Consider the following 17,764-nt stretch of genomic DNA (forward strand, 5'->3'; position numbering starts at 1 on the left):
CTGGTTCCTGCCGCATCGGGGGGCGGTTCGCGCCGTCCGCGCGGATCCGCCCCCCAGGATGCGAGAAGACTCAGGCCGACGGGGCGATGACCTCGCGCCGGTTGTAGGTGCCGCAGGTCGCGCACGCGGTGTGCGGCAGCTTCTGGTCGCGGCACGTCGGGCACTCGACCAGGTTCGGCGCCTGGGTCTTCCAGTTCGAGCGCCGGTGCCGCGTGTTGCTGCGCGACTTCTTCCGCTTCGGGACGGCCACGTCAGCCCTCCTGCTTTCTTTCTCGTCGATCGGATGAAGCACGGGAGCCGTTGCTCCCGTTCCCCCGGTCGGGGGACGCCGGCGCCATGTCGCCGGCGAGGTCCTGCAGCGCCGCCCACCGGGGGTCGGCGACGTCGTGGCGGTGGCCGGGTCCGGCGTCCGCCAGCCGCGCACCGCACTCCGGGCACAGGCCCGGGCAGTCGTCCCGGCACAGCGGGGACAGCGGCAGCGCGAGCAGCACCGCGTCCCGCAGGACCGGTTCGAGGTCGATCAGGTCGCCCTCGAGGCGGAGCTCGTCGTCCTCGGCGTTCCCGCCGGAGCGGGTGTCGTCGTAGACGAAGAGTTCCTGGAAGTCCGCCTCGAAGGTCGAGGCGATCGGGTCGAGGCAGCGTGCGCACTCCCCCCGGAGGGGGACGGTCGCCGTGCCGGTGACGAGCACCCCTTCCAGGACCGCTTCGAGCCGGATGCCCAGCTCGATCGCGGCGCCCTCGGGGACGCCCACCATCTCGACGCCGAAATTCTCCGGTGCCGGCACGGACAGGTTCTCCTCCCGCGACGACCCGGGTTGCCTGCCCAGAGCTCGGGTGTCGAGCACGAGAGGGGCGTTGGGGTCGAGACGTGTCAGTGGATTCCTGCTTTCGTGAGGCATGAGAATGACGACCACGGTGATGGCCGATGTCCCAGGGTACCGAAGACACGGCCGTTGACCCAACTCGCGGTGCCGCTCACCAGGGAGGGCCGCCGGTGCGTGTCTCCGTCCTCGCAGGGGGTCAGCGAGGGCTCGTTCCGCCGGCGCGAGAGGGCCCCGTCCGGCCGCGGACGGCCCCGCGCGGGAAGGTCGAGGTCAGTCCGTCTTGAGCCGCTCGACCAGCCGGTCGTGGACGAGGTCGGGGACGAGCCCGGAGATGTCGCCGCCGAACTTGACGACCTCTTTCATCAGGCTGGACGACAGGAACGCGTACTCGGGGTTCGTCGCCATGAACAGCGTCTCCACGCCGGCGATGCGGTGGTTCATCTGGGCCATCTGCAGCTCGTACTCGTAGTCGCTGACGGCCCGGAGCCCGCGGACGATCACCGGGATGTTCTGCTCCCTGCAGTAGTCGACGGTGAGCCCGTAGAACGTGTCGACCTTGATGTTGCCGTACTCCTTGGTGACCTCGGAGATCATGTCGGCGCGCTCGTCGACGGTGAACAGGCTCTTCTTGTTCTTGTTGATCAGCACGGCGACGACCACCTCGTCGTAGAGGCGGGAGGCGCGGCTGATGATGTCGAGATGCCCGTTGGTGACGGGGTCGAACGATCCCGGACAGACGACACGGCGCACGGCGCGAACCCTTTCGGTCCCGGTTTCTGACCTGCGGCGCGAACGTACCAAATCGCATTCGGCCCGCATTTCACCGGGGTGTGCGGGGAGTCCCTTCACATGAGCTCCGCCCGCTTTCGCCCCGGCCGTCCGGTCACCCCCTCCGTCAGTCCAGCGCGTCGATGATCTCGGCGGCGATCGGGCCCGACTCGATGCCGTACCCGGGCGCCTCGGTCATCACCGCGACCGCGTACTTCGGGTCGTCGCGCGGGCCGAACCCGATGAACCAGCGGTCGTTGTATGCCGCGCCCTCGACGTCGGCGGTCCCGGTCTTGCCGCCGAGGACGGACGTCCCGCGCAGCGATTTCCCAGTGCCTCGATCGACGACGGCCTTCATCATGTCCCGCATCTGCTCGGCCTGGTCCCCGGTGAGCGCGGTGGACATCCGGGCGGGCGAGATCTCGTCCACCGTGGAGCCGTCCGGCGCGCGGAGCTTGTCGACCAGGCGCGGCTTCATGACCACGCCGTCGTTGAGGATCCCGGCGGCGACCATCGCCATCTGGAGCGGCGACGCGACCGTGCTGCCCTGGCCGATGGAGCCCAGCGCGCTGAGCGACGGCTCGCTGGTCTTCGGGAAAGAACTGGCGGCGCTGCGCAGGCCGTCGGCGTACTCGATCCGGTCGCCGAACCCGAACCGCGCGGCCGCCGCGTGGACGGCGTCGTTCCCGGGCTCCTCCGCGCCCATGAAGGCGAACGTGGTGTTGCACGACTGGGCGTACGCCTCGATGAGCGGGATCTGGCTCAGGTCGCACGAGCCGCCGATGTCGCCGGCGTCGTTGTTGATCGCCTGCCCGGAGCGGGGCGGCCGGTAGCTGCGGCCCGCCTTGACGCGGCTGCTCTCGCTCGCCCCGGCCTCCAGCGCGGCCGCGGCGACGACGGTCTTGAACGTGGAGCCCGGCGGGAACAGCTCGTTCGCCGCCTTGTCGAGCAGCGGCTTGAGCGGCTGGTCGCCGAGCCGGTCGAAAGCGTCCGTCGCCTTCTCGCGGTCGAGGGTCGACACTTCCGCGGGGTCGTAGGACGGCGTCGACGCCATCACCAGGATCGCGCCCGTTTCGGCGTCGAGCACGACGGCCGCGGCCCGTCGCGCGCCCGCGCCCTGGAGCGCGTCGTAGGCGACGCGCTGCGCCTTGACGCTGACGGTGGACTCGACCGTCCCGCCCGGGACGTGCTTACCGATGAGCTTGTCGACGAAGTTGGACGTGGCGAGCCGGTCGTCGGTCCCGTCCAGGAAGTGGTTCTCCGCGTCCTCCAGGCCGGTCTGGGAGAACACCGAGAAGTAGCCGGTGACGGGGGCGAACGCCGGGCCGTCCTTGTAGCGGCGGCGGTAGCGCTCGTCGTCGGCCTTCTCCGACCAGGCGAGGCGCTCGCCGTCCGCCACGATGGGGCCCCGGTCGATCTTGAAGCGGTCCTCGAACTGGCGGGCGTTGAGCGAGTCGTCGCGCAGGCTCTGGGCCTGGAATCCCTGGACGTAGGTGATGTTCGCCATGAGCGCGATGACCATCACCAGGGTGAGGATCCAGGTACGCCCTACGGCACGGTCGACGCCGGGCCTCATGTCTTCGCCCATACCCGGAAGCCGCTTGTCTCAACGGCCGGTGGCGGGTTACCGACCGGTGGCGCGCTACCGACCGGTGGCGCGTCCGTACCAGAACACCGCTTCGCCGTAGCGGCGGTCTCGTTCGGGCTCGTAGCCGTCCGGCCAGAGCAGTGCCGGGCCGCGGGCGGCGCGTTCCACGACGATCAGCGCGTCCGGGGCCGTCCAGCCGTTGTCGCGGAGGTCTTCCAGAAGGACGGCGACGGACGCGTCCGCCAGCGCGTACGGCGGGTCAGCGAAGATCAGGTCGTACGGCTCCCCAGGCGGCGGCTTCCGGACGACCCGCTCGACCTTGTCCGCGCACGGGACGGCGCCCGGAAGTCCCAGCGCCTCCGCGTTCTTCCGGATCACCTTCATCGCCCGCGGATGCGACTCGACGAGCAGCGCGTGGGCGGCGCCCCGGGACAGCGCCTCCAGGCCCACGGCGCCCGATCCCGCGTAGAGGTCGGCGACGCGCAGGCCGTCCAGCGGGCCGAGCAGGGCCAGCACGGTGGCGAACAGGCCCTCGCGGGCGCGGTCGCTGGTCGGCCTGGTGTCCCGTCCCGGCGGGACGGCCAGCCGCCGTCCGCCCGCGCTCCCCGCGATGACCCTGGTCATCTCCCCAGTATCCCGGCCGCGCGGCATTCGGACGCCCGGCCGATCATGCACGGACGACACGCCCCAAGAGTGCACAACTTGGACAGTGGCCGATTGTGGAACTACACCCAAATGATCGGATCGCTGTTCACAGCCACTACTGGACGTGTAAACGTGCTCGCAGGTTGTGCAACCACTTTCCCCTCAGGAGAATCTGTGCATCACGGTAGGAGACTGGCGGTGACGGCGGGGGCGACGGTTCTCGGCATTGCCGCCATGAGCGGCGTTTCACACGCTGAGACCTCCCAGCCCTCCGCCGAACGGTCCGCGTCCCTGTTGTCGGGCGTGGCCCCCACGAAGGAGGCAGCGAAGACGACGAACACCACGAGGCCGCTGCTCAGCCTCGATCTCGGCCCCTCGGGGACGTCCACCGGGACCGGCGGCTCGGGGCTCAACCTCGACCTCGGCGTCGGCGTCGGCATCGGCGCGCCGAAGGACGGCGGCAGCGGGGGCATCCGGGTGAACGCGGGCGTGAACGCGTCCGTGGGCGGGGGCTCGGGCACGCGCCAGGGCAACCGGACCACGGCGGCCGCCGAAGAGCCCGGCCTGTCGGTCGGCGCGAACGCCGGGGTCTCGGCGGGCAACGCGCTGTCGGCGAACGTGTCGGCGAAGGCCTGCGTCGGCGGCTGCCAGGCCCCGACGCCGCCCACCCCGCCGACGCCCCCGACCCCGCCGACGCCGCCCACCCCGCCGGTGCCGCCGAGCCCGACGCCGCCGGGCCCGCCTTCGGGGCCGCTGCTGCCCGACCTCCCGTCCTCGCCCATGAAGCCGGGCGCGGCCGGAGTCGGCGACTTCACGCCGCCGAAGAAGCTGCCGGTCACCGGGACCGACGCGCTGCCGCTGGCCCTGCTCGGCATCACGGCCATCGCCGCGGGCAGCGCCGCGGTGGCGGCGACTCGCAGGCGGACGGCCCGCGAGTCCTGAGGATCACGCGAAGAGGGGCGTCTCCCAAAGCAGGGGAGGCGCCCCTCCGGCGTGCAGAGCCTCTCTCAGCCCCGCACAGGGCGCTTCACGCTCAGAGGGCCTCGTTGCCCGCGACCTTCCAGGCGCCGCCCGTGAGCTGGAGCTGCAGCCGGTGGACGGTCACCTGGTCCCGGTCGGTGCACGCGCCCTTGCACGCGCCGAGCGTCACGAGCGCCGTCAGCCGGTCCGCCTGCCCGCCCGAGCGCAGCCCGATCTCCACGGGCGTGCCCGCCGCGACGGACGGGTCGCGTGCCACCGCGTCGAGCGCCCCGCGCGCCTGCGTCCCCGGCCAGGGCGCGCCCGCCGTGTCCGCGCGCGGCGAGGCCGCCTTCAGCGAGTACAGGCTGTCGAGCAGCCAGCCGCCGCCCTGCTTGACCATGGTCGCCCGCATCGGGTCCTGCAGCCGGCTCGGATCGGCGTTCTCCGCGCGCACCGTCCGCTTGACGTACGACAGGACGGTGACCGTGCCCGACGAGGCGGCCACCACCGCCGAGTCGACGATCTCCGTCGTCACCGAGCCCTTCTTCTGCTTCAGCTCGTCGCGGTACTCGCGGGTCGCGAGCTGGCGGTCGTAGTCGGCCCCGTACCGCGGCGTCGACACCCGGTGCGCCGCCGCCACGTTCTGGTCGAGCGACGCGTGGTCGAAGCTGAGCACCGTCTTGATCGCCTGCGCGGCCGGGTCGGCGACGGCGGCCGCCTCGGCGGGCGGCGCGGCCTCGGCCGCGTCCGCCTTCGCGGGCTGCTCCCCCGAGCCGCCGGACAGCAGCGCCCACGCCGCCCCGCCCACACCGGCCGCGAGCAGCACCGCAGCCGCTGCCGCGGCGATGCCCAGCCCGCGCCTGCTGCGCCGCGGCGGGACGGTCTGCGGCGTCTGCGCGTACCCCGGCGGGCCGCCCATCGCGGGGCCCAGCCCGGGGCCTGTCCCGAGACCGATCCCGGGGCCGGTCCCGCCCGAGTCCGTCCCCATCAAGTGGTCGGCCCGGCCCACGGTCGGCGGCGCGGACGGCGGCGTCCGCGGGTCGCCCGCGAAATGGGCGCCGGTGCTGAGCGGGCCCATGTCGTCCTCGATCGTCTCGGCGCCGCCGAGCAGGTTCAGCAGCACGCCCTGCGCCTCCGGACGCCGCGCCGGGTCCTTGGCCAGGCAGGACGCGACGACGCCGCGCAGCGACTCCGGCAGCGCCGACAGGTCGGGCTCGTAGTTCAGGATCCGGTGGAACACCGCGGAGATCGTGTCGTTGCCGAACGGGTGCCGTCCCGTCGCCGCGAACAGCATCGTCGCCGCCCACGTGAACAGGTCCACGCCGGTGCCGAGGTCGGTGTCGGTGACCTGCTCGGGCGCCATGTACGACGGCGTCCCGACCACCCCGCTGCCCTTGGTCGCCGACGCACCGGCGATCCGCGCGATGCCGAAGTCGATGACACGCGGCCCGTCCGGGCCCATCAGCACGTTGGACGGCTTGAAGTCGCGGTGCAGGATGCCCGCCCGGTGGATCGCCGCCAGCGCCGTCACGGTCCCGATCGCCAGCCGGTCGAGGTCGGTCCCGGTCCGCGGGCCCTTCTCGTTCACCAGCCCGCTGAGCGACGGCCCCGGCACGTACTCGCTGACGACGTACGGCAGGTCGCCGGAGATGTCGGCGTCCAGGACCTGGGCGGTGCAGAACCCGGCGACCCGCCCGATCATCCGCATCTCCCGCTCGAACCGCGCCCGCCATTCCGGATCGCGGCTGAACCGGTCGCGCAGCAGCTTCACCGCGGCCTGATCGCCGTTCTCGCGACGCCCCAGGTAGACGACGCTCTGCCCGCCCTCGCCGATCCGTCCGACCAGCTCGTACGGCCCGAGCTGAGCCGGGTCGCTGGGCAGCAATGGGCCAACGGCCGTCATGGGAGCTCCTCCGTCGCATGCGAAACCCGCCACGGGACCTGTACCCGCCCGAGCACCGCATCGCCACTTACGATCGGCTATACGTTAGACGCCTGTAATCGCCCATGCGTTCTCCGTTGTCACGATCAGGTCTTTTCGAGGAAGTCGGCCCGGTCTTCGTCCAGGAGAGTGGCCAGGACTGTTGCCAGGCCAGGGTGGTCGGAGAGCTCTGGGTCCTTTTCGACCAAGGTCGTCGCTTCTTCGCGGGCGTCCCGAATCACGTCCTCGTCCTTTTGGAGGGTGAGGAGGCGGAGACTGGAGGTGCGGCCCGCCTGCGCGGCGCCCAGGACGTCCCCTTCGCGGCGTTGTTCCAGGTCCAGGCGGGAGAGTTTGAAGCCGTCGGTGGTGGAGGCGACGGCGTCTAGGCGTTCGCGGGCTTTGCTGCCGGGTTCGGCGTCCGTGACGAGGAGGCACAGGCCGTGCAGGGAGCCGCGTCCGACGCGGCCGCGGAGCTGGTGGAGCTGGGAGACGCCGAACCGGTCCGCGTCCATGATCACCATGACGGTGGCGTTGGGGACGTCCACGCCGACCTCGATGACCGTGGTGGCGAGCAGGACGTCCAGGTCGCGGTCGGTGAAGCGGCGCATGACCGCGTCCTTCTCGTCGGGGTGGAGCTTGCCGTGCAGGACGCCGATGCTCAGTCCGGTGAGGAGCTCCTCCAGCTTCGGCAGCACCTCCATGATCCCGAGGGGTGAGCGGCGGGCCTCGTCGTCGGACGCGATGGCGTCGCCCTCGTCGCCCTCCTGCTCGCCGATGCGCGGGCACACGATGTAGATCTGGCGGCCGTTGGACGCCTCCTCCCTGATGCGCTCCCAGGTGCGGGCGAAGAACGCGGGCTTCTCCGGCGGCACCACGTGGGTCTGGATCTCCGAGCGGCCCGCCGGGAGCTGCCCGAGGACGGACGTCTCCAGGTCGCCGAACACCGTCATCGCCACCGTCCGCGGGATCGGCGTCGCCGTCATGACCAGGACGTGCGGGCGCCCGCCGCCGGTCTTCTCGCGGAGCGCGTCGCGCTGTTCGACGCCGAAGCGGTGCTGCTCGTCCACGACGACGAGGCCCAGGTCGGCGAACTGGACGCTCTCCTGGAGGAGGGCGTGGGTGCCGACGACGATGCCCGCGGCGCCGGACGCGGCGTCCAGCAGGGCCTCCTTGCGCGCCTTGGCGCCCTGCGATCCGGTGAGGAGCGCGACGCGGGTGGCGTTGTCGGCGCCGCCGAGCTGCCCGGCCTGGGCGAGGTCGCCGAGCATGCCGGTGATCGACCGGTAGTGCTGCTGGGCGAGGACCTCGGTGGGCGCGAGCAGCGCGGCCTGGCCGCCGCCGTCCACGACCTGCAGCATCGCGCGGAGTGCGACCACCGTCTTGCCGGAGCCGACGTCGCCTTGGAGGAGGCGGTGCATGGGGTGTTCGAGGGCCAGGTCGGCGGCGATCTCGTCGCCCACCTCGCGCTGGCCCTCGGTGAGCTCGAACGGCAGGCGCGCGTCGAACTCCGATTGGAGGCCGCCGAAGGACGGGGGGCGTGGCGTGGCCGGGAGGGCGGCAGCCGCGAGGCGGCGCTGCGCTAGAGCTACCTGGACGACGAACGCCTCGTCCCATTTGAGGCGCTTCTTCGCGCGGCCCAGCTCCTCCCAGTTCTGCGGGCGGTGGATGCCCTCGTACGCCTCGCGCAGCCCGATCAGATTGCGGCGGCGAAGGAGCGGCGCGGGCATCGGGTCGGCGGGCAGGTCGAGCTGGTCGAGGACGGTGCCGACGGACGTCCCGATCGTCTCGATCGGCAGGTTCTTGGTCGACGGGTAGATCGGGATGATCTCGTCGGCCCACTCCTGCGCGGCCTGCTCGGCGCCCTTGTCGTGGACGACCTTGTACATCGGGTGCGCGAGCTGCCGGACCGCCCTGCCGCTGCGCGGCCGGTAGGTGCTGATCTTCCCGGCGAACAGGCCGCGCGTCCCGGGCGACAGGTCCTTCTCCGGCCGGTAGGAGCCCTTGCGGCCGAAGAAGCTCAGCTTCAGCTCGCCGGTGCCGTCCGTGACGGTGATCTCCAGGACGTAGCCGGGGCTGCGGGTGAGGGTGCGGCCCTGGACCTTCACGACCTCCGCCATGACGGTGACGTGCTCGCCGTCCTCCAGGCCGCTGAGCTGCGTGAGCTCGCCGCGGTGCGCGTAGCGGCGCGGGTAGTGGTGCAGGAGGTCGCCGGCGGTGTGCAGGTCGAGGCCCTTCTCCAGGACCTTGGCCGTCTTGTCGCCGAGGACATTGCGCAACGGCTCGTCGAGATTCGCCACGGTGTCTTTTCTAGCCGATGGGGGCGACGGGCATCAGGTGATGCTCACTCGATGCCGATGAGGAGCGGGTACCGTTCCTGGCCGCCGTCGTAGACGCCGACCTCCACGTCCGGATGGGCGTCGCGCAGATGCCCTTCGAGCACGGCGGCGAGGCCGGGCGGCGCGTACAGGCCGATGATCAGCGTGGCGAGCTCGCCGCCGCCGGACAGCATCCGGTCCAGGACGTGCCGCGCGACCTCCGCGACGCCCGCGCCGATCGTCACCACGCCGCCCTCGATCAGGCCGAGGACGTCGCCCGGCCGGCACGGGCCGGCGCTCGTGACCGCCTCCTGCCCGGCGACCTCCAGGTGGCCGAACCGGGTGGCGCCGGCGGCGCGGGTCATCTCGATCACGTCCTCGGCGAAGCGGCGCAGCGGGTCGTGCACCGCGAGCGCCGCCATCCCCTGGACGGACGCCTTGGCCGGGACGACCGCGATGCGCGCCCCCGCCTCGCGGGCGCGTTCCGCGGCGGCCTCGGCGAGGGAGAGGACCTCGGGCTCGTTCGGCAGGACGGTCACCTCGTCGCCCGCCGCGAGGATCGCCTCCGCGAGGACGGCGAGCGGCGGCGCCAGGCCGGGATCGCGGCGGACCACCCGCGCCCCGCATTCCTCGAACAGCGCGGCCAGGCCGTCGGCGGCGGTGACGGCGATCACCGCGCGGCCGGTGTGCGGCGCGTGCGGCTCCCGCGTCCTGGCGTGCAGGTAGGTGACGCGGATCCGGTGCGGACGGCCTGCGGCGAGGCCCGCCTCGATGGCGGCGCCCGCGTCGTCCACGTGGACGTGAACGTTCCAAAGTCCGTCGCCGCCGACCACGACCAGCGAATCACCGAGGCGGTCGAGCTTCTCGCGGAGGGTGTGGACGGCCTCGTCCTGCGCGTACAGCAGGTAGATGACCTCGTACCCGGGACCGTTCCGCTTCTCGGGCCGTTCCTGCACGGGATCCGGGGCGCCGGGAGCGCGGGCGGGCACCTCGTAGCGCTCGGGGTACTCCTCGGTGATCTCGGCGACGAGCGCGTCGAGCACCACGCAGAGCCCGGCCGCGCCCGCGTCGACGACGCCGCTGCGCGCCAGGACGTCCAGCTGGCCGGTGGTGCGGTGCAGCGCCTCCCGGGCCCCGCTCGCGGCGGCCCGCGCCGCCTCGGCGAGGCCGGTGGCGGACGATTCCGCGGCCGACGTGCATGCGGCCGCGGCGGCGTCCAGGACGCTTAGGATCGTTCCCTCCACGGGATGTTCGACGGCTCCGCGGGCCAGGCCGGACGCGTGCTCCAGCGCGCTCGCGAACGCCGCCCCGCCGGGCGGCGCGTCCAGCGGGCCGAGGACGTCGGCCAGACCGCGGAACACCTCGCTCAGGATCACGCCGGAGTTGCCGCGCGCGCCCAGCAGCGCGCCCCGCGCCAGCGCGCGCCAGGTGTCCGGGACGCCCGCGCCGTCCGGAAGCTCGTCCAGCGCCTCCGCCGCCGCGATCACGGTGAGGTGCAGATTGGTGCCGGTGTCGCCGTCCGGGACCGGGAAAACGTTCAGCGCGTCGATCTCCGCCCGGGTGCTGCCGAGCGCCTTCGCGGCGCCCCTGCACCACCGCCGGATCGCCGCCATGTCGAGGACTTCGCCCACGCCCCGCCCCTCTCCGCTTTGCCCGACTCTTCTGTACCGTGTATGGGGCGTCCTGGGGAAGCCGTAAGGCCGGATGATCGCGAGCCGATTCGCCTATCCGACGGGCCGTCGGCTACTCTGATCCGTGCGCCTCGTCCGAGGCGCTCATCAGTGAGCGCCCATGATGCCCGGCTCGCCCGCAGCGGCGACGGGCGGCGTTCCGGTCAGAGTTTCGACACCACTTGGAGTTTCCCGTGGCTTCCGTCTGCGACGTCTGCGGCAAGGGACCCGGTTTCGGCATGCGCGTCTCCCACTCGCACCGCCGCACCCCGCGCCGCTGGAACCCCAACATCCAGCGCGTGCGCGCCGTCGTGAACGGCAGCACCAAGCGGATCAACGCGTGCACCTCCTGCATCAAGGCGGGGAAGGTCGTCAAGCCGACGGTCTGAGCACCGCCGGGCAGAGCTTCGGCCGGCTCATCGGGCCTTCCCGATGAGCCGGTTTTTTGTGCGTCCGAGGTGGCGTGCGTCCGGTGTTGCCGCGGGTCAGGTGCGGTGGCGCCAGCCGTGGTCGACGGGGCCGATGCCCGCGCCGAGCGGGAAACCCGCCGCGATCGCGCCCGTCACGTACTCCTTCGCCTTCGCCACCGCCGCTGGGACGTCCTCGCCGAGCGCCAGGTGCGACGCGATCGCGGACGCGAGCGTGCACCCGGTGCCGTGGGTGTGCCGGTTGTCGTGCCGGGGCGCGGTGAACCGGTGCTCGCGCTCCCCGTCGAAGAGCAGGTCGGCGGGCTCGCCCGGCAGGTGCCCGCCCTTGATCAGGACCCACTGCGGGCCGAGCGCCTTGACGGCCTCGGCCGCCTCGCGCAGACCCGCCTCGTCCACCACCTTGACGCCGGTGAGCTGCTCGACCTCGTAGAGGTTGGGCGTGACGACGGTCGCGGCCGGCAGCAGCGCCGAGCGGACGGCCTGGACGGCGTCGGGCGCGAGCAGCGAGTCGCCGTGCTTGGACACCCCGACGGGATCGACCACGGCGGGCGCGTCCGAGGCGGCCAGGGCTTCGGCGACCGTCTCGACCAGGACCGTGGACGCGAGCATCCCCGTCTTGATCGCGTGGACGCCGATGTCGGACAGCACGGAGTCGAGCTGGGCCCGCACCGCCTCGACCGGCAGCTCCCAGTAGCCCTGGACGCCGAGCGAGTTCTGCGCGGTGACGGCGGCGATGACGCTCATCCCGTGGACGCCGAGCGCGAGCATGGTCTTCAGGTCCGCCTGGATGCCGGCGCCGCCGCCGGAGTCCGAGCCCGCGACGGTGAGCACGAGCGGCGGGGCCTGCCGCATGGACGGGACGGCGGACGGGGAGTGCGTCATACCGTCCACTTTATGGCGTAACGGGGCCTAGACGATCTCGGGCGACCGGGGCCGGAGCTCGGGGCCGGGCCGGGGGCGTCTCAGACGAAGGCGCAGGGCTGGCTGTTCAGGACGCACGCGGACGGCTTGGACGCGGTGCCCTGCGCGGCGAACACGATCTGCACCTTCGCGCCGGGCGCGATGCTGGTGCGTCCGCGGACGTAGGCGACCTTGCCCGTCCTGACGACGGTGGCGCCCTTGACGGCCGTGACGGACGCGCTGGAGATCTTGAACGCGAGCGCCCACCTGGTGACGGGCCGCGGGCCGTTGTTGGCGATCGTGGCGGTCGCCTTGAAGCCGCCGGGGCCCTTGGACGCGACCCGGAACGCGATGACGAGGCCGTCGGTGCGGCCGGCGCCGCGGCTGGCGCGCTCGTTCTTCTCGCGCTGGGAGACCTGGTTGTCCCTGGGGTTGGTCTGCGTGCTGTCGTGCGGCGCGCCGCCGGCGAAGTTGAGGGAGATCTGCTGCGTGCTCAGCGCGTAGGCGACGATCCCGACCGCGATGACGAGCGCGACGATCGGCAGCAGCGGGACGGGGAGCACCGAGAGGAACTTGAACGGCCCGCCGCCCGGCCCGGACGTCCCGGATGTCTCGGATATCTCGGCGCGGGTCTCCGGGTCTCGCTGGTCCGGCAGGTCGGGCGGCGAGAGCGGCTGGGACGGCTCGTAGGAGCCGAACGGGTCGAACGGGTCGTCGAACGGGTCTTCGGGAGCGGTGGCGGGGTGGAGGCTGGGAGCGCCCGGATAGTCACCGGGATAGTCGCCTGGAAGAGGGTCGAACAGCTGCTGGGCCGGAGGGCCGTGCGTGCGGTCGGCGTCGGGCGGCGGGCCGGTCGAGATGCGCTCGTGCGGCGACACGTAGACGCGGTCGTCGGTCGGCCCGGAGTAGGCGTCGTAGGACGTTCCCGGCGGAGCGCCGTAGAACGCACCCTGGGACGCGGCGGCGTCCGGTACGGGTTCGTCGTCCGGTTCTTCGCGCCTGGTGTGTCGTCCCATCCCATCCCTCTTCGATCAGAGGATGTATACCAAACCCGTACCAACCGTGCCTACAGGTTGCCCCAACGCGCACGGGCGGACTCGCTGCGTGCACGCCGTCTCACGTCGGGAAATGATCCCACGCTCCGGCCGGCGGTTCGCGTCCGTCCACGCGCACTCCGGCCCCCTCGCCGACGCTCCCGATCACCGTCCAGGACGGGGGCAGGGCGGCGTGCGGGGGGAAGGTTCCGGCGAAGGCGTGGTCCTCGCCGCCGGTGAGCGCGTGCCGCAGCCCGTCCGGGCCGAGGACGTCCGGGACGGGCACGGCGGACGAGTCGATCTCGATCCGGACGCCGCTCGCGGCCGCGATGTGCCCCAGGTCCTGGACGAGCCCGTCGCTCACGTCCAGCAGCGCGGTGGCGCCGTGCGAGCGGGCCTCCTCCCCCGCCGTGTACGGGGGCTCCGGACGGCGGTGCGCCGCGATCAGCTCGGCGGGCCCGTCCCGCCCTTCGGTGAGCAGCGCGAGCCCGGCTGAGGCGTGGCCGAGCCGTCCCCGGACCGCCACGACGTCGCCCGGACGCGCCCCTGACCGGGTGAGCGGAGCCGCGCCGCCCAGATCCCCAAGCGCGGTGATCGCGAGCGTGACGATGCCGGGCGTGCCCACGACGTCTCCCCCGGCGACGGACGCGCCCGCCAGACGGCATTCGTCGGCGAGCCCGTCGTAGAGCAGTTCGGCCCATTCCGCCTTGGTGGCGGGCGGGGCCGCGAACCCGACGAGCAGCGCCGTGGGACGGGCGCCCATCGCGACGACGTCGGCGAGGTTCTGGGCTGCGGCCTTGCGCCCGATGTCGTACGGGCCCGACCAGTCGCGGCGGAAGTGCCGGCCCTCCACGAGCAGGTCGGTGGTGGCCACGACACGCCCGTCCGGCGCGGCGATCACGGCCGCGTCGTCGCCGGGGCCGAGCCGCACGTCAGGCCCCTGCGGGAGCCGCCGCGTCAGCCGGGCGATCAGCCCGAATTCGCCCACGTCCCCGATCGTGCCCATCCGCCCCGTCCGCGCCGTTTCCCCGTGTTCCGACCGTGCCGTTCGCGCCCGCCCGGGGCACGCCCGCCCCCGGCCACGCGCGGCGGCGCGTAACACGATACGGTGAACCGTCCGACGGTTGAATCTCCGCCCGGGGAGGACGTGATGGTGCAGGCCTACATCCTCATCCAGACCGAAGTCGGCAAGGCGGCCGAGGTGGCAAGCCATATCTCCGGCATAACGGGTGTCACTCTGGCGGAGGACGTCACGGGACCTTACGACGTGATCGTCCGAGCGGAGGCGCGCAATGTCGACGAGCTCGGCAAGCTCGTCGTCGCCCAGATCCAGGCGGTCGAGGGCATCACCCGCACTCTCACGTGCCCGATTGTCCACATCTAAGCTCCCCTTGCTGGTGGCCGGGCTGGCCCTGCTGGCCGGCGCGTGCGGTGACGGCGCCGTCCAGGTGCAGGTGCCGCGGCCGGACGCCGCCACACAGCGCCTCTGCGAAGGGCTGCGCCTCCCCGAGAAGGTGCACGGCCAGAAGCGCCGAGACACCTCCCCCAGTTCGCCGCTGACCGCCGCCTGGGGCTCGCCGCCGATCGCGCTGCGCTGCGGGGTGCCGCGCCCCGCGACGCTCCATCCCACGTCCCAGCTGGTGACGATCAACCGTGTCGACTGGTTCGGGCTGCCCGCGAACCGCCCGGTCACGTTCACCGCCGTCGCGCGGCAGGCCTACGTCGAGGTGACCGTCCCGCCCAAGTACAACCCGGCCGGTGACGTGCTCATCGAGCTCGGCCCGCTGATCGAGGCGACGATCCCGCAGAAGCCCGAAGGCCAGATCTGACCGCCTCCGCAAAAGCGCATCACCAAAGCGGGACGGGGCTCTCCCCACGCGCGTAGTAGCCGGGGATCGGCTCGCCGGACGACGCCCGGTCCAGCCGCCGCCGCATCCCGTCCGACAGGACGTCCGCCTTCATCATCTCCACGAACACGGACGTGACGTTGCCGAGGTCGAACCAGTCGCGCTGCCACGACCACTGCCGGTTCCCCGCGTACCGGAACCACGACCCGCCGATCCCGGGGACCTCGTACGGCGTCCCGTCGGGGCGGCGCGCGTCCGCGATCTGCTTCCAGAACCCGACGACCTCGCCGTTGCGCTCGTCGACCAGGACGCTCTGGTACGGGTACGTCCAGCCGTCCAGGCCGCCCATCTCGGACCCGAGCGCGATGTCGCGGATCTCGTCGCGGCCGACGGCCATGAAGTCCTGCGCCGGGCCGAGGTTCCAGCCGTAGGTGGCGTCCTCGGTGTAGAGGTCGGCGAGCGGGCGCCAGTCGCCGGCCTCCTCGCAGCGCCGGTTGGACTCCAGCCAGTGCTCGACCATCGCGTCGAGCTCTTCGCGGGGGAAGGAGGGCATCACGTCTCCTGCAGTCTGAGGGCCTGGGTCGGGCAGTAGCGGACCGCCGCGGTCACCTCCGCGCGCCGGTCTTCTGACGGGTCGGCGTCCAGGACGCGGACCTTGCCTTTGGCCGGGACCTCGAACACGTCCGGGGCCTCCAGCTCGCACATGGCGTGTCCCTGGCACAGGTCGAGGTCGGCCTCGATCCTCACCGGCGCCTCCTGCGATAGCGGACGGCGCACGGCTGCGCGAGCTGGACGACCATCTTCGAGTGATCGTCGCGGTACGTCTCCGGAGGCTGGGCGGGCTCGAACTCCCAGTCCCGCAGCAGCACCGAGAAGATGGCCTTGAGCTGCATCATCGCGAAGTTCGCGCCGACGCAGCGGTGCCGTCCCGCGCCGAACGGCACCCACGTCCAGCGGTTGAGGAGGTCCTCCTCGCGGGGCGCGGCGTAGCGTTCGGGACGGAACGCGTCCGGTTCGGGGAAGTCGGCTCCGATCCGGTTGGACACGGCGAGGCTGCAGCCGACCATCGTCCCTGCCGGGATGCGGCGCCCGACCACCTCCTGATCGGTCTTCGCGACCCGCAGGAGCAGGATCAGCGGCGGATGCAGCCGCAGCGCCTCCTTGATCGCCGACTCCAGGGCCGGGATCGCGCGGAGGGCCTGGAAGGAGACCTCGCGCCCGTCGGCGTAGAGGGCGTCCAGTTCGCGGACGACGCCGTCCAGCACGCCGGGGTGGCGGAGCAGCTCGATCAGCGTCCAGGCGGCGGTGCCGGACGTGGTGTGGTGCCCGGCGAACATCATCGAGATGAACATGCCGGTGACCTGGTCGGCGTCGAACCGCGGCCGCCCGTCCGCGTCCTTGACCGACATGAGGACGTCGAGGAGGTCGCGATCGTCCCTCGGCGGGTCGGGGGGCCGCTCGTCCATGATCCCCTGGACGAGCCCGACCAGCGCCGCGCGGGCCGCGTCCCGCCGCCGGAAGCTGTCGATGTCGGCGTACGGGTCGACGTAGGCGAGCGCGTCGGTGCCGCGTTCCAAGTCGTGGTACAGGTCGGCGAACCGCCGGTCGAGCGCCGCGCGGAACTTGCGTCCGATCAGGCACGCGGACGAGGTGTAGATCGTCAGCTCAGCGAAGAAGTCGAGCAGGTCGATCTCGCCCCCGTCGCCCCATCCGGCGACCATCCGGTCGACCTCGGCGGCGATCGTCGCGGCGTGCCCCTTCAGGTACGAGCCCTTGAGGGCCTGGTTGTGCAGGGCTTCGTGGCGCTGCTCGGGCGTCGCGTCGAACACCACGCCCGCACCGAAGATCGGGGTCATGAACGGGTACGCCTCAGCCTGGTCGAGTTCCTCGTCCGGGGCGCGGAAGAAGAACTCGTTGGCCTCCGCGCCCGACAGCAGCACGACGCGCCGCCCGGCGAGCCGGAACTCGCCGGCGTCGCCGCACTCGTCCCGGACGCGCCGCATCAGCCCGATCGGGTCGGAGCGCAGCTCCTCCAGATGGTCGGGCCCGCCCGACACGACGCGCGGCTCTGCCGATGCGGTCACTTTGCCTCCTCCAGGGGCGCCTCTGGCTGTAGTTCGACCAGGGAGAGATGCGCGCCGCGCGGCGCGGACACGACCGCCGTGATGGCGGCGGCCACGTCCGAGGGGCGGAGGAAGTAGGGATGCCGCGCCACGCCCCACTTCACCCACTCGTCCAGGACCTCGCCGGTCGTCTGCGCGTCCCAGCCCATCCCCATGCCGGTCGCCGTGGGCCCGGGACGGACGATCGACGCCCGCACACCCGTCCCTTCCAGCTCCATCTGCATGGCCCGCGCCATTCCTTCCACACCGTTCTTGGACGCGACGTAGGCGCCCATCCGCGTCCTGGGCACGCGCACGACGTCCGAGGAGACGAACACCACGTCGCCGCGCCGCCGCGCCACCATCCCCGGGACGAACCGCGAAACGAGCCGATGCGCGCCGACGAGATGGATCTGCACCTGCGCGGCGAACTCGTCTGGGTCGAGCTCGTGGATGCGGGCGGCGTCCAGGTCACCGGCCCCGGAGACGACGACCTCGACCGGCCCGAGCGCGTCCTCGGCGGCGGACGCGAACGCCTCGACGGAGCCGGTGTCGCCGACGTCCAGCGGATGCGCGAACGCCTCTCCCCCGCCCGCCCGGATCGTCGCGGCCAGCTCCTCGCATCTCTCCAGCCGCCGCGCGCCGAGCGCGACCGGATGCCCGGCCGCCGCGAGCGCCGTGGCGGTGGCCGCGCCGATCCCGGACGACGCGCCCGTCACCACGGCCGGACGCCGCTCGGGATGCGGATCGAACCGCGGCATG

General features: G+C 72.5%; 19 protein-coding genes. 4 read left to right on the forward strand and 15 right to left on the reverse strand.

Annotation, left to right across the window (positions count from 1 at the left end):
* Positions 1-70: 70 nt before the first annotated feature.
* The 5 genes from rpmF to rsmD all read right to left on the reverse strand — a co-directional run bounded on the left by rpmF (position 71) and on the right by rsmD (position 3,804).
* Positions 71-250: a 50S ribosomal protein L32 gene (gene rpmF, locus ACH35V_RS11510; RefSeq protein WP_131967554.1), complete on the reverse strand. Its 180-nt coding sequence runs from the start codon at positions 248-250 to the stop codon at positions 71-73.
* A 1-nt stretch (position 251) separates the two neighbouring features.
* Positions 252-899: a YceD family protein gene (locus ACH35V_RS11515; protein WP_395971879.1), complete on the reverse strand. Its 648-nt coding sequence runs from the start codon at positions 897-899 to the stop codon at positions 252-254.
* A 195-nt stretch (positions 900-1,094) separates the two neighbouring features.
* A complete protein-coding gene (coaD, locus tag ACH35V_RS11520) occupies positions 1,095-1,574 on the reverse strand; it encodes a pantetheine-phosphate adenylyltransferase (protein WP_395971880.1) in 480 nt (159 codons plus the stop codon).
* A gap of 145 nt (positions 1,575-1,719) precedes the next feature.
* The gene (locus ACH35V_RS11525) at positions 1,720-3,180 is read right to left on the reverse strand and encodes a penicillin-binding transpeptidase domain-containing protein (protein ID WP_395971881.1); all 1,461 of its coding nucleotides are present in this window, start codon (positions 3,178-3,180) and stop codon (positions 1,720-1,722) included.
* A 54-nt stretch (positions 3,181-3,234) separates the two neighbouring features.
* Positions 3,235-3,804, reverse strand: coding sequence for a 16S rRNA (guanine(966)-N(2))-methyltransferase RsmD (gene rsmD, locus ACH35V_RS11530; RefSeq protein WP_395971882.1), 570 nt, complete (start codon positions 3,802-3,804; stop codon positions 3,235-3,237).
* 255 nt (positions 3,805-4,059) lie between these two features.
* Between rsmD and ACH35V_RS11535 the strand changes: the two genes are divergently transcribed.
* Entirely contained in the window at positions 4,060-4,767 is a 708-nt protein-coding gene (locus ACH35V_RS11535) for an LPXTG cell wall anchor domain-containing protein (RefSeq protein WP_395971884.1), read from the forward strand.
* A 91-nt stretch (positions 4,768-4,858) separates the two neighbouring features.
* On the opposite strand, the gene ACH35V_RS11540 is transcribed toward ACH35V_RS11535, so the two are convergent.
* From ACH35V_RS11540 to ACH35V_RS11550, 3 genes are all read right to left on the reverse strand, one after another.
* Entirely contained in the window at positions 4,859-6,688 is a 1,830-nt protein-coding gene (locus ACH35V_RS11540) for a serine/threonine-protein kinase (protein ID WP_395971886.1), read from the reverse strand.
* A 125-nt stretch (positions 6,689-6,813) separates the two neighbouring features.
* Complete coding sequence (gene recG, locus ACH35V_RS11545) at positions 6,814-9,003, reverse strand: ATP-dependent DNA helicase RecG (protein ID WP_395971887.1); 2,190 nt, start codon at positions 9,001-9,003, stop codon at positions 6,814-6,816.
* A gap of 44 nt (positions 9,004-9,047) precedes the next feature.
* The gene (locus tag ACH35V_RS11550) at positions 9,048-10,652 is read right to left on the reverse strand and encodes a DAK2 domain-containing protein (protein ID WP_395971888.1); all 1,605 of its coding nucleotides are present in this window, start codon (positions 10,650-10,652) and stop codon (positions 9,048-9,050) included.
* Positions 10,653-10,885: 233 nt separating this feature from the next.
* On the opposite strand from ACH35V_RS11550, the gene rpmB reads away from it, so the two are divergent.
* Entirely contained in the window at positions 10,886-11,080 is a 195-nt protein-coding gene (gene rpmB, locus ACH35V_RS11555) for a 50S ribosomal protein L28 (protein ID WP_030164391.1), read from the forward strand.
* A 96-nt stretch (positions 11,081-11,176) separates the two neighbouring features.
* Here rpmB and thiD read toward each other — a convergent pair whose 3' ends face one another.
* The 3 genes from thiD to ACH35V_RS11570 all read right to left on the reverse strand — a co-directional run bounded on the left by thiD (position 11,177) and on the right by ACH35V_RS11570 (position 14,059).
* Positions 11,177-12,001 carry a bifunctional hydroxymethylpyrimidine kinase/phosphomethylpyrimidine kinase gene (gene thiD, locus ACH35V_RS11560; RefSeq protein ID WP_395971890.1) on the reverse strand — a complete coding sequence of 275 codons (825 nt, stop codon included), beginning with the start codon at positions 11,999-12,001 and terminating at the stop codon, positions 11,177-11,179.
* An 80-nt stretch (positions 12,002-12,081) separates the two neighbouring features.
* A complete protein-coding gene (locus tag ACH35V_RS11565; protein WP_395971892.1) occupies positions 12,082-13,035 on the reverse strand; it encodes a cellulose binding domain-containing protein in 954 nt (317 codons plus the stop codon).
* A gap of 100 nt (positions 13,036-13,135) precedes the next feature.
* Entirely contained in the window at positions 13,136-14,059 is a 924-nt protein-coding gene (locus ACH35V_RS11570; protein ID WP_395971893.1) for a thiamine-phosphate kinase, read from the reverse strand.
* Positions 14,060-14,203: 144 nt separating this feature from the next.
* On the opposite strand from ACH35V_RS11570, the gene ACH35V_RS11575 reads away from it, so the two are divergent.
* Both ACH35V_RS11575 and ACH35V_RS11580 read left to right on the forward strand, forming a co-directional pair.
* A complete protein-coding gene (locus ACH35V_RS11575) occupies positions 14,204-14,437 on the forward strand; it encodes an Lrp/AsnC family transcriptional regulator (RefSeq protein WP_131967567.1) in 234 nt (77 codons plus the stop codon).
* A complete protein-coding gene (locus tag ACH35V_RS11580; protein WP_395971894.1) occupies positions 14,424-14,882 on the forward strand; it encodes a DUF3515 domain-containing protein in 459 nt (152 codons plus the stop codon). Before ACH35V_RS11575 ends, ACH35V_RS11580 begins: the two co-directional genes overlap by 14 nt.
* Before the next feature lie 19 nt (positions 14,883-14,901).
* On the opposite strand, the gene ACH35V_RS11585 is transcribed toward ACH35V_RS11580, so the two are convergent.
* The 4 genes from ACH35V_RS11585 to ACH35V_RS11600 are packed head-to-tail and all read right to left on the reverse strand — an operon-like array spanning position 14,902 to position 17,763.
* Entirely contained in the window at positions 14,902-15,453 is a 552-nt protein-coding gene (locus ACH35V_RS11585; RefSeq protein ID WP_395971895.1) for a nuclear transport factor 2 family protein, read from the reverse strand.
* Positions 15,453-15,647 (reverse strand): ferredoxin, encoded by a 195-nt coding sequence (locus tag ACH35V_RS11590; RefSeq protein WP_395971896.1) that lies wholly within the window; start codon positions 15,645-15,647, stop codon positions 15,453-15,455. The genes ACH35V_RS11585 and ACH35V_RS11590 overlap by 1 nt, the downstream gene beginning before the upstream one ends.
* A complete protein-coding gene (locus tag ACH35V_RS11595) occupies positions 15,644-16,984 on the reverse strand; it encodes a cytochrome P450 (RefSeq protein ID WP_395971897.1) in 1,341 nt (446 codons plus the stop codon). Before ACH35V_RS11595 ends, ACH35V_RS11590 begins: the two co-directional genes overlap by 4 nt.
* The gene (locus tag ACH35V_RS11600; protein ID WP_395971898.1) at positions 16,981-17,763 is read right to left on the reverse strand and encodes an SDR family oxidoreductase; all 783 of its coding nucleotides are present in this window, start codon (positions 17,761-17,763) and stop codon (positions 16,981-16,983) included. Before ACH35V_RS11600 ends, ACH35V_RS11595 begins: the two co-directional genes overlap by 4 nt.
* Position 17,764: the final 1 nt, after the last annotated feature.

The organism is Actinomadura sp. 1N219 (assembly GCF_044326405.1).
Lineage (GTDB): Bacteria > Actinomycetota > Actinomycetes > Streptosporangiales > Streptosporangiaceae > Spirillospora.

What these genes read in the sequence shown, in the direction of transcription:
- ACH35V_RS11515 (WP_395971879.1), bottom strand. Translation starts at nt 899, where the DNA reads ATGCCTCACGAAAGCAGGAATCCACTGACACGTCTCGACCCCAACGCC.
- ACH35V_RS11525 (WP_395971881.1), bottom strand. Translation starts at nt 3,180, where the DNA reads ATGGGCGAAGACATGAGGCCCGGCGTCGACCGTGCCGTAGGGCGTACC.
- rsmD (WP_395971882.1), bottom strand. Translation starts at nt 3,804, where the DNA reads ATGACCAGGGTCATCGCGGGGAGCGCGGGCGGACGGCGGCTGGCCGTC.
- ACH35V_RS11535 (WP_395971884.1), top strand. Translation starts at nt 4,060, where the DNA reads ATGAGCGGCGTTTCACACGCTGAGACCTCCCAGCCCTCCGCCGAACGG.
- ACH35V_RS11540 (WP_395971886.1), bottom strand. Translation starts at nt 6,688, where the DNA reads ATGACGGCCGTTGGCCCATTGCTGCCCAGCGACCCGGCTCAGCTCGGG.
- thiD (WP_395971890.1), bottom strand. Translation starts at nt 12,001, where the DNA reads ATGACGCACTCCCCGTCCGCCGTCCCGTCCATGCGGCAGGCCCCGCCG.
- ACH35V_RS11565 (WP_395971892.1), bottom strand. Translation starts at nt 13,035, where the DNA reads ATGGGACGACACACCAGGCGCGAAGAACCGGACGACGAACCCGTACCG.
- ACH35V_RS11570 (WP_395971893.1), bottom strand. Translation starts at nt 14,059, where the DNA reads ATGGGCACGATCGGGGACGTGGGCGAATTCGGGCTGATCGCCCGGCTG.
- ACH35V_RS11575 (WP_131967567.1), top strand. Translation starts at nt 14,204, where the DNA reads ATGGTGCAGGCCTACATCCTCATCCAGACCGAAGTCGGCAAGGCGGCC.
- ACH35V_RS11585 (WP_395971895.1), bottom strand. Translation starts at nt 15,453, where the DNA reads ATGCCCTCCTTCCCCCGCGAAGAGCTCGACGCGATGGTCGAGCACTGG.
- ACH35V_RS11600 (WP_395971898.1), bottom strand. Translation starts at nt 17,763, where the DNA reads ATGCCGCGGTTCGATCCGCATCCCGAGCGGCGTCCGGCCGTGGTGACG.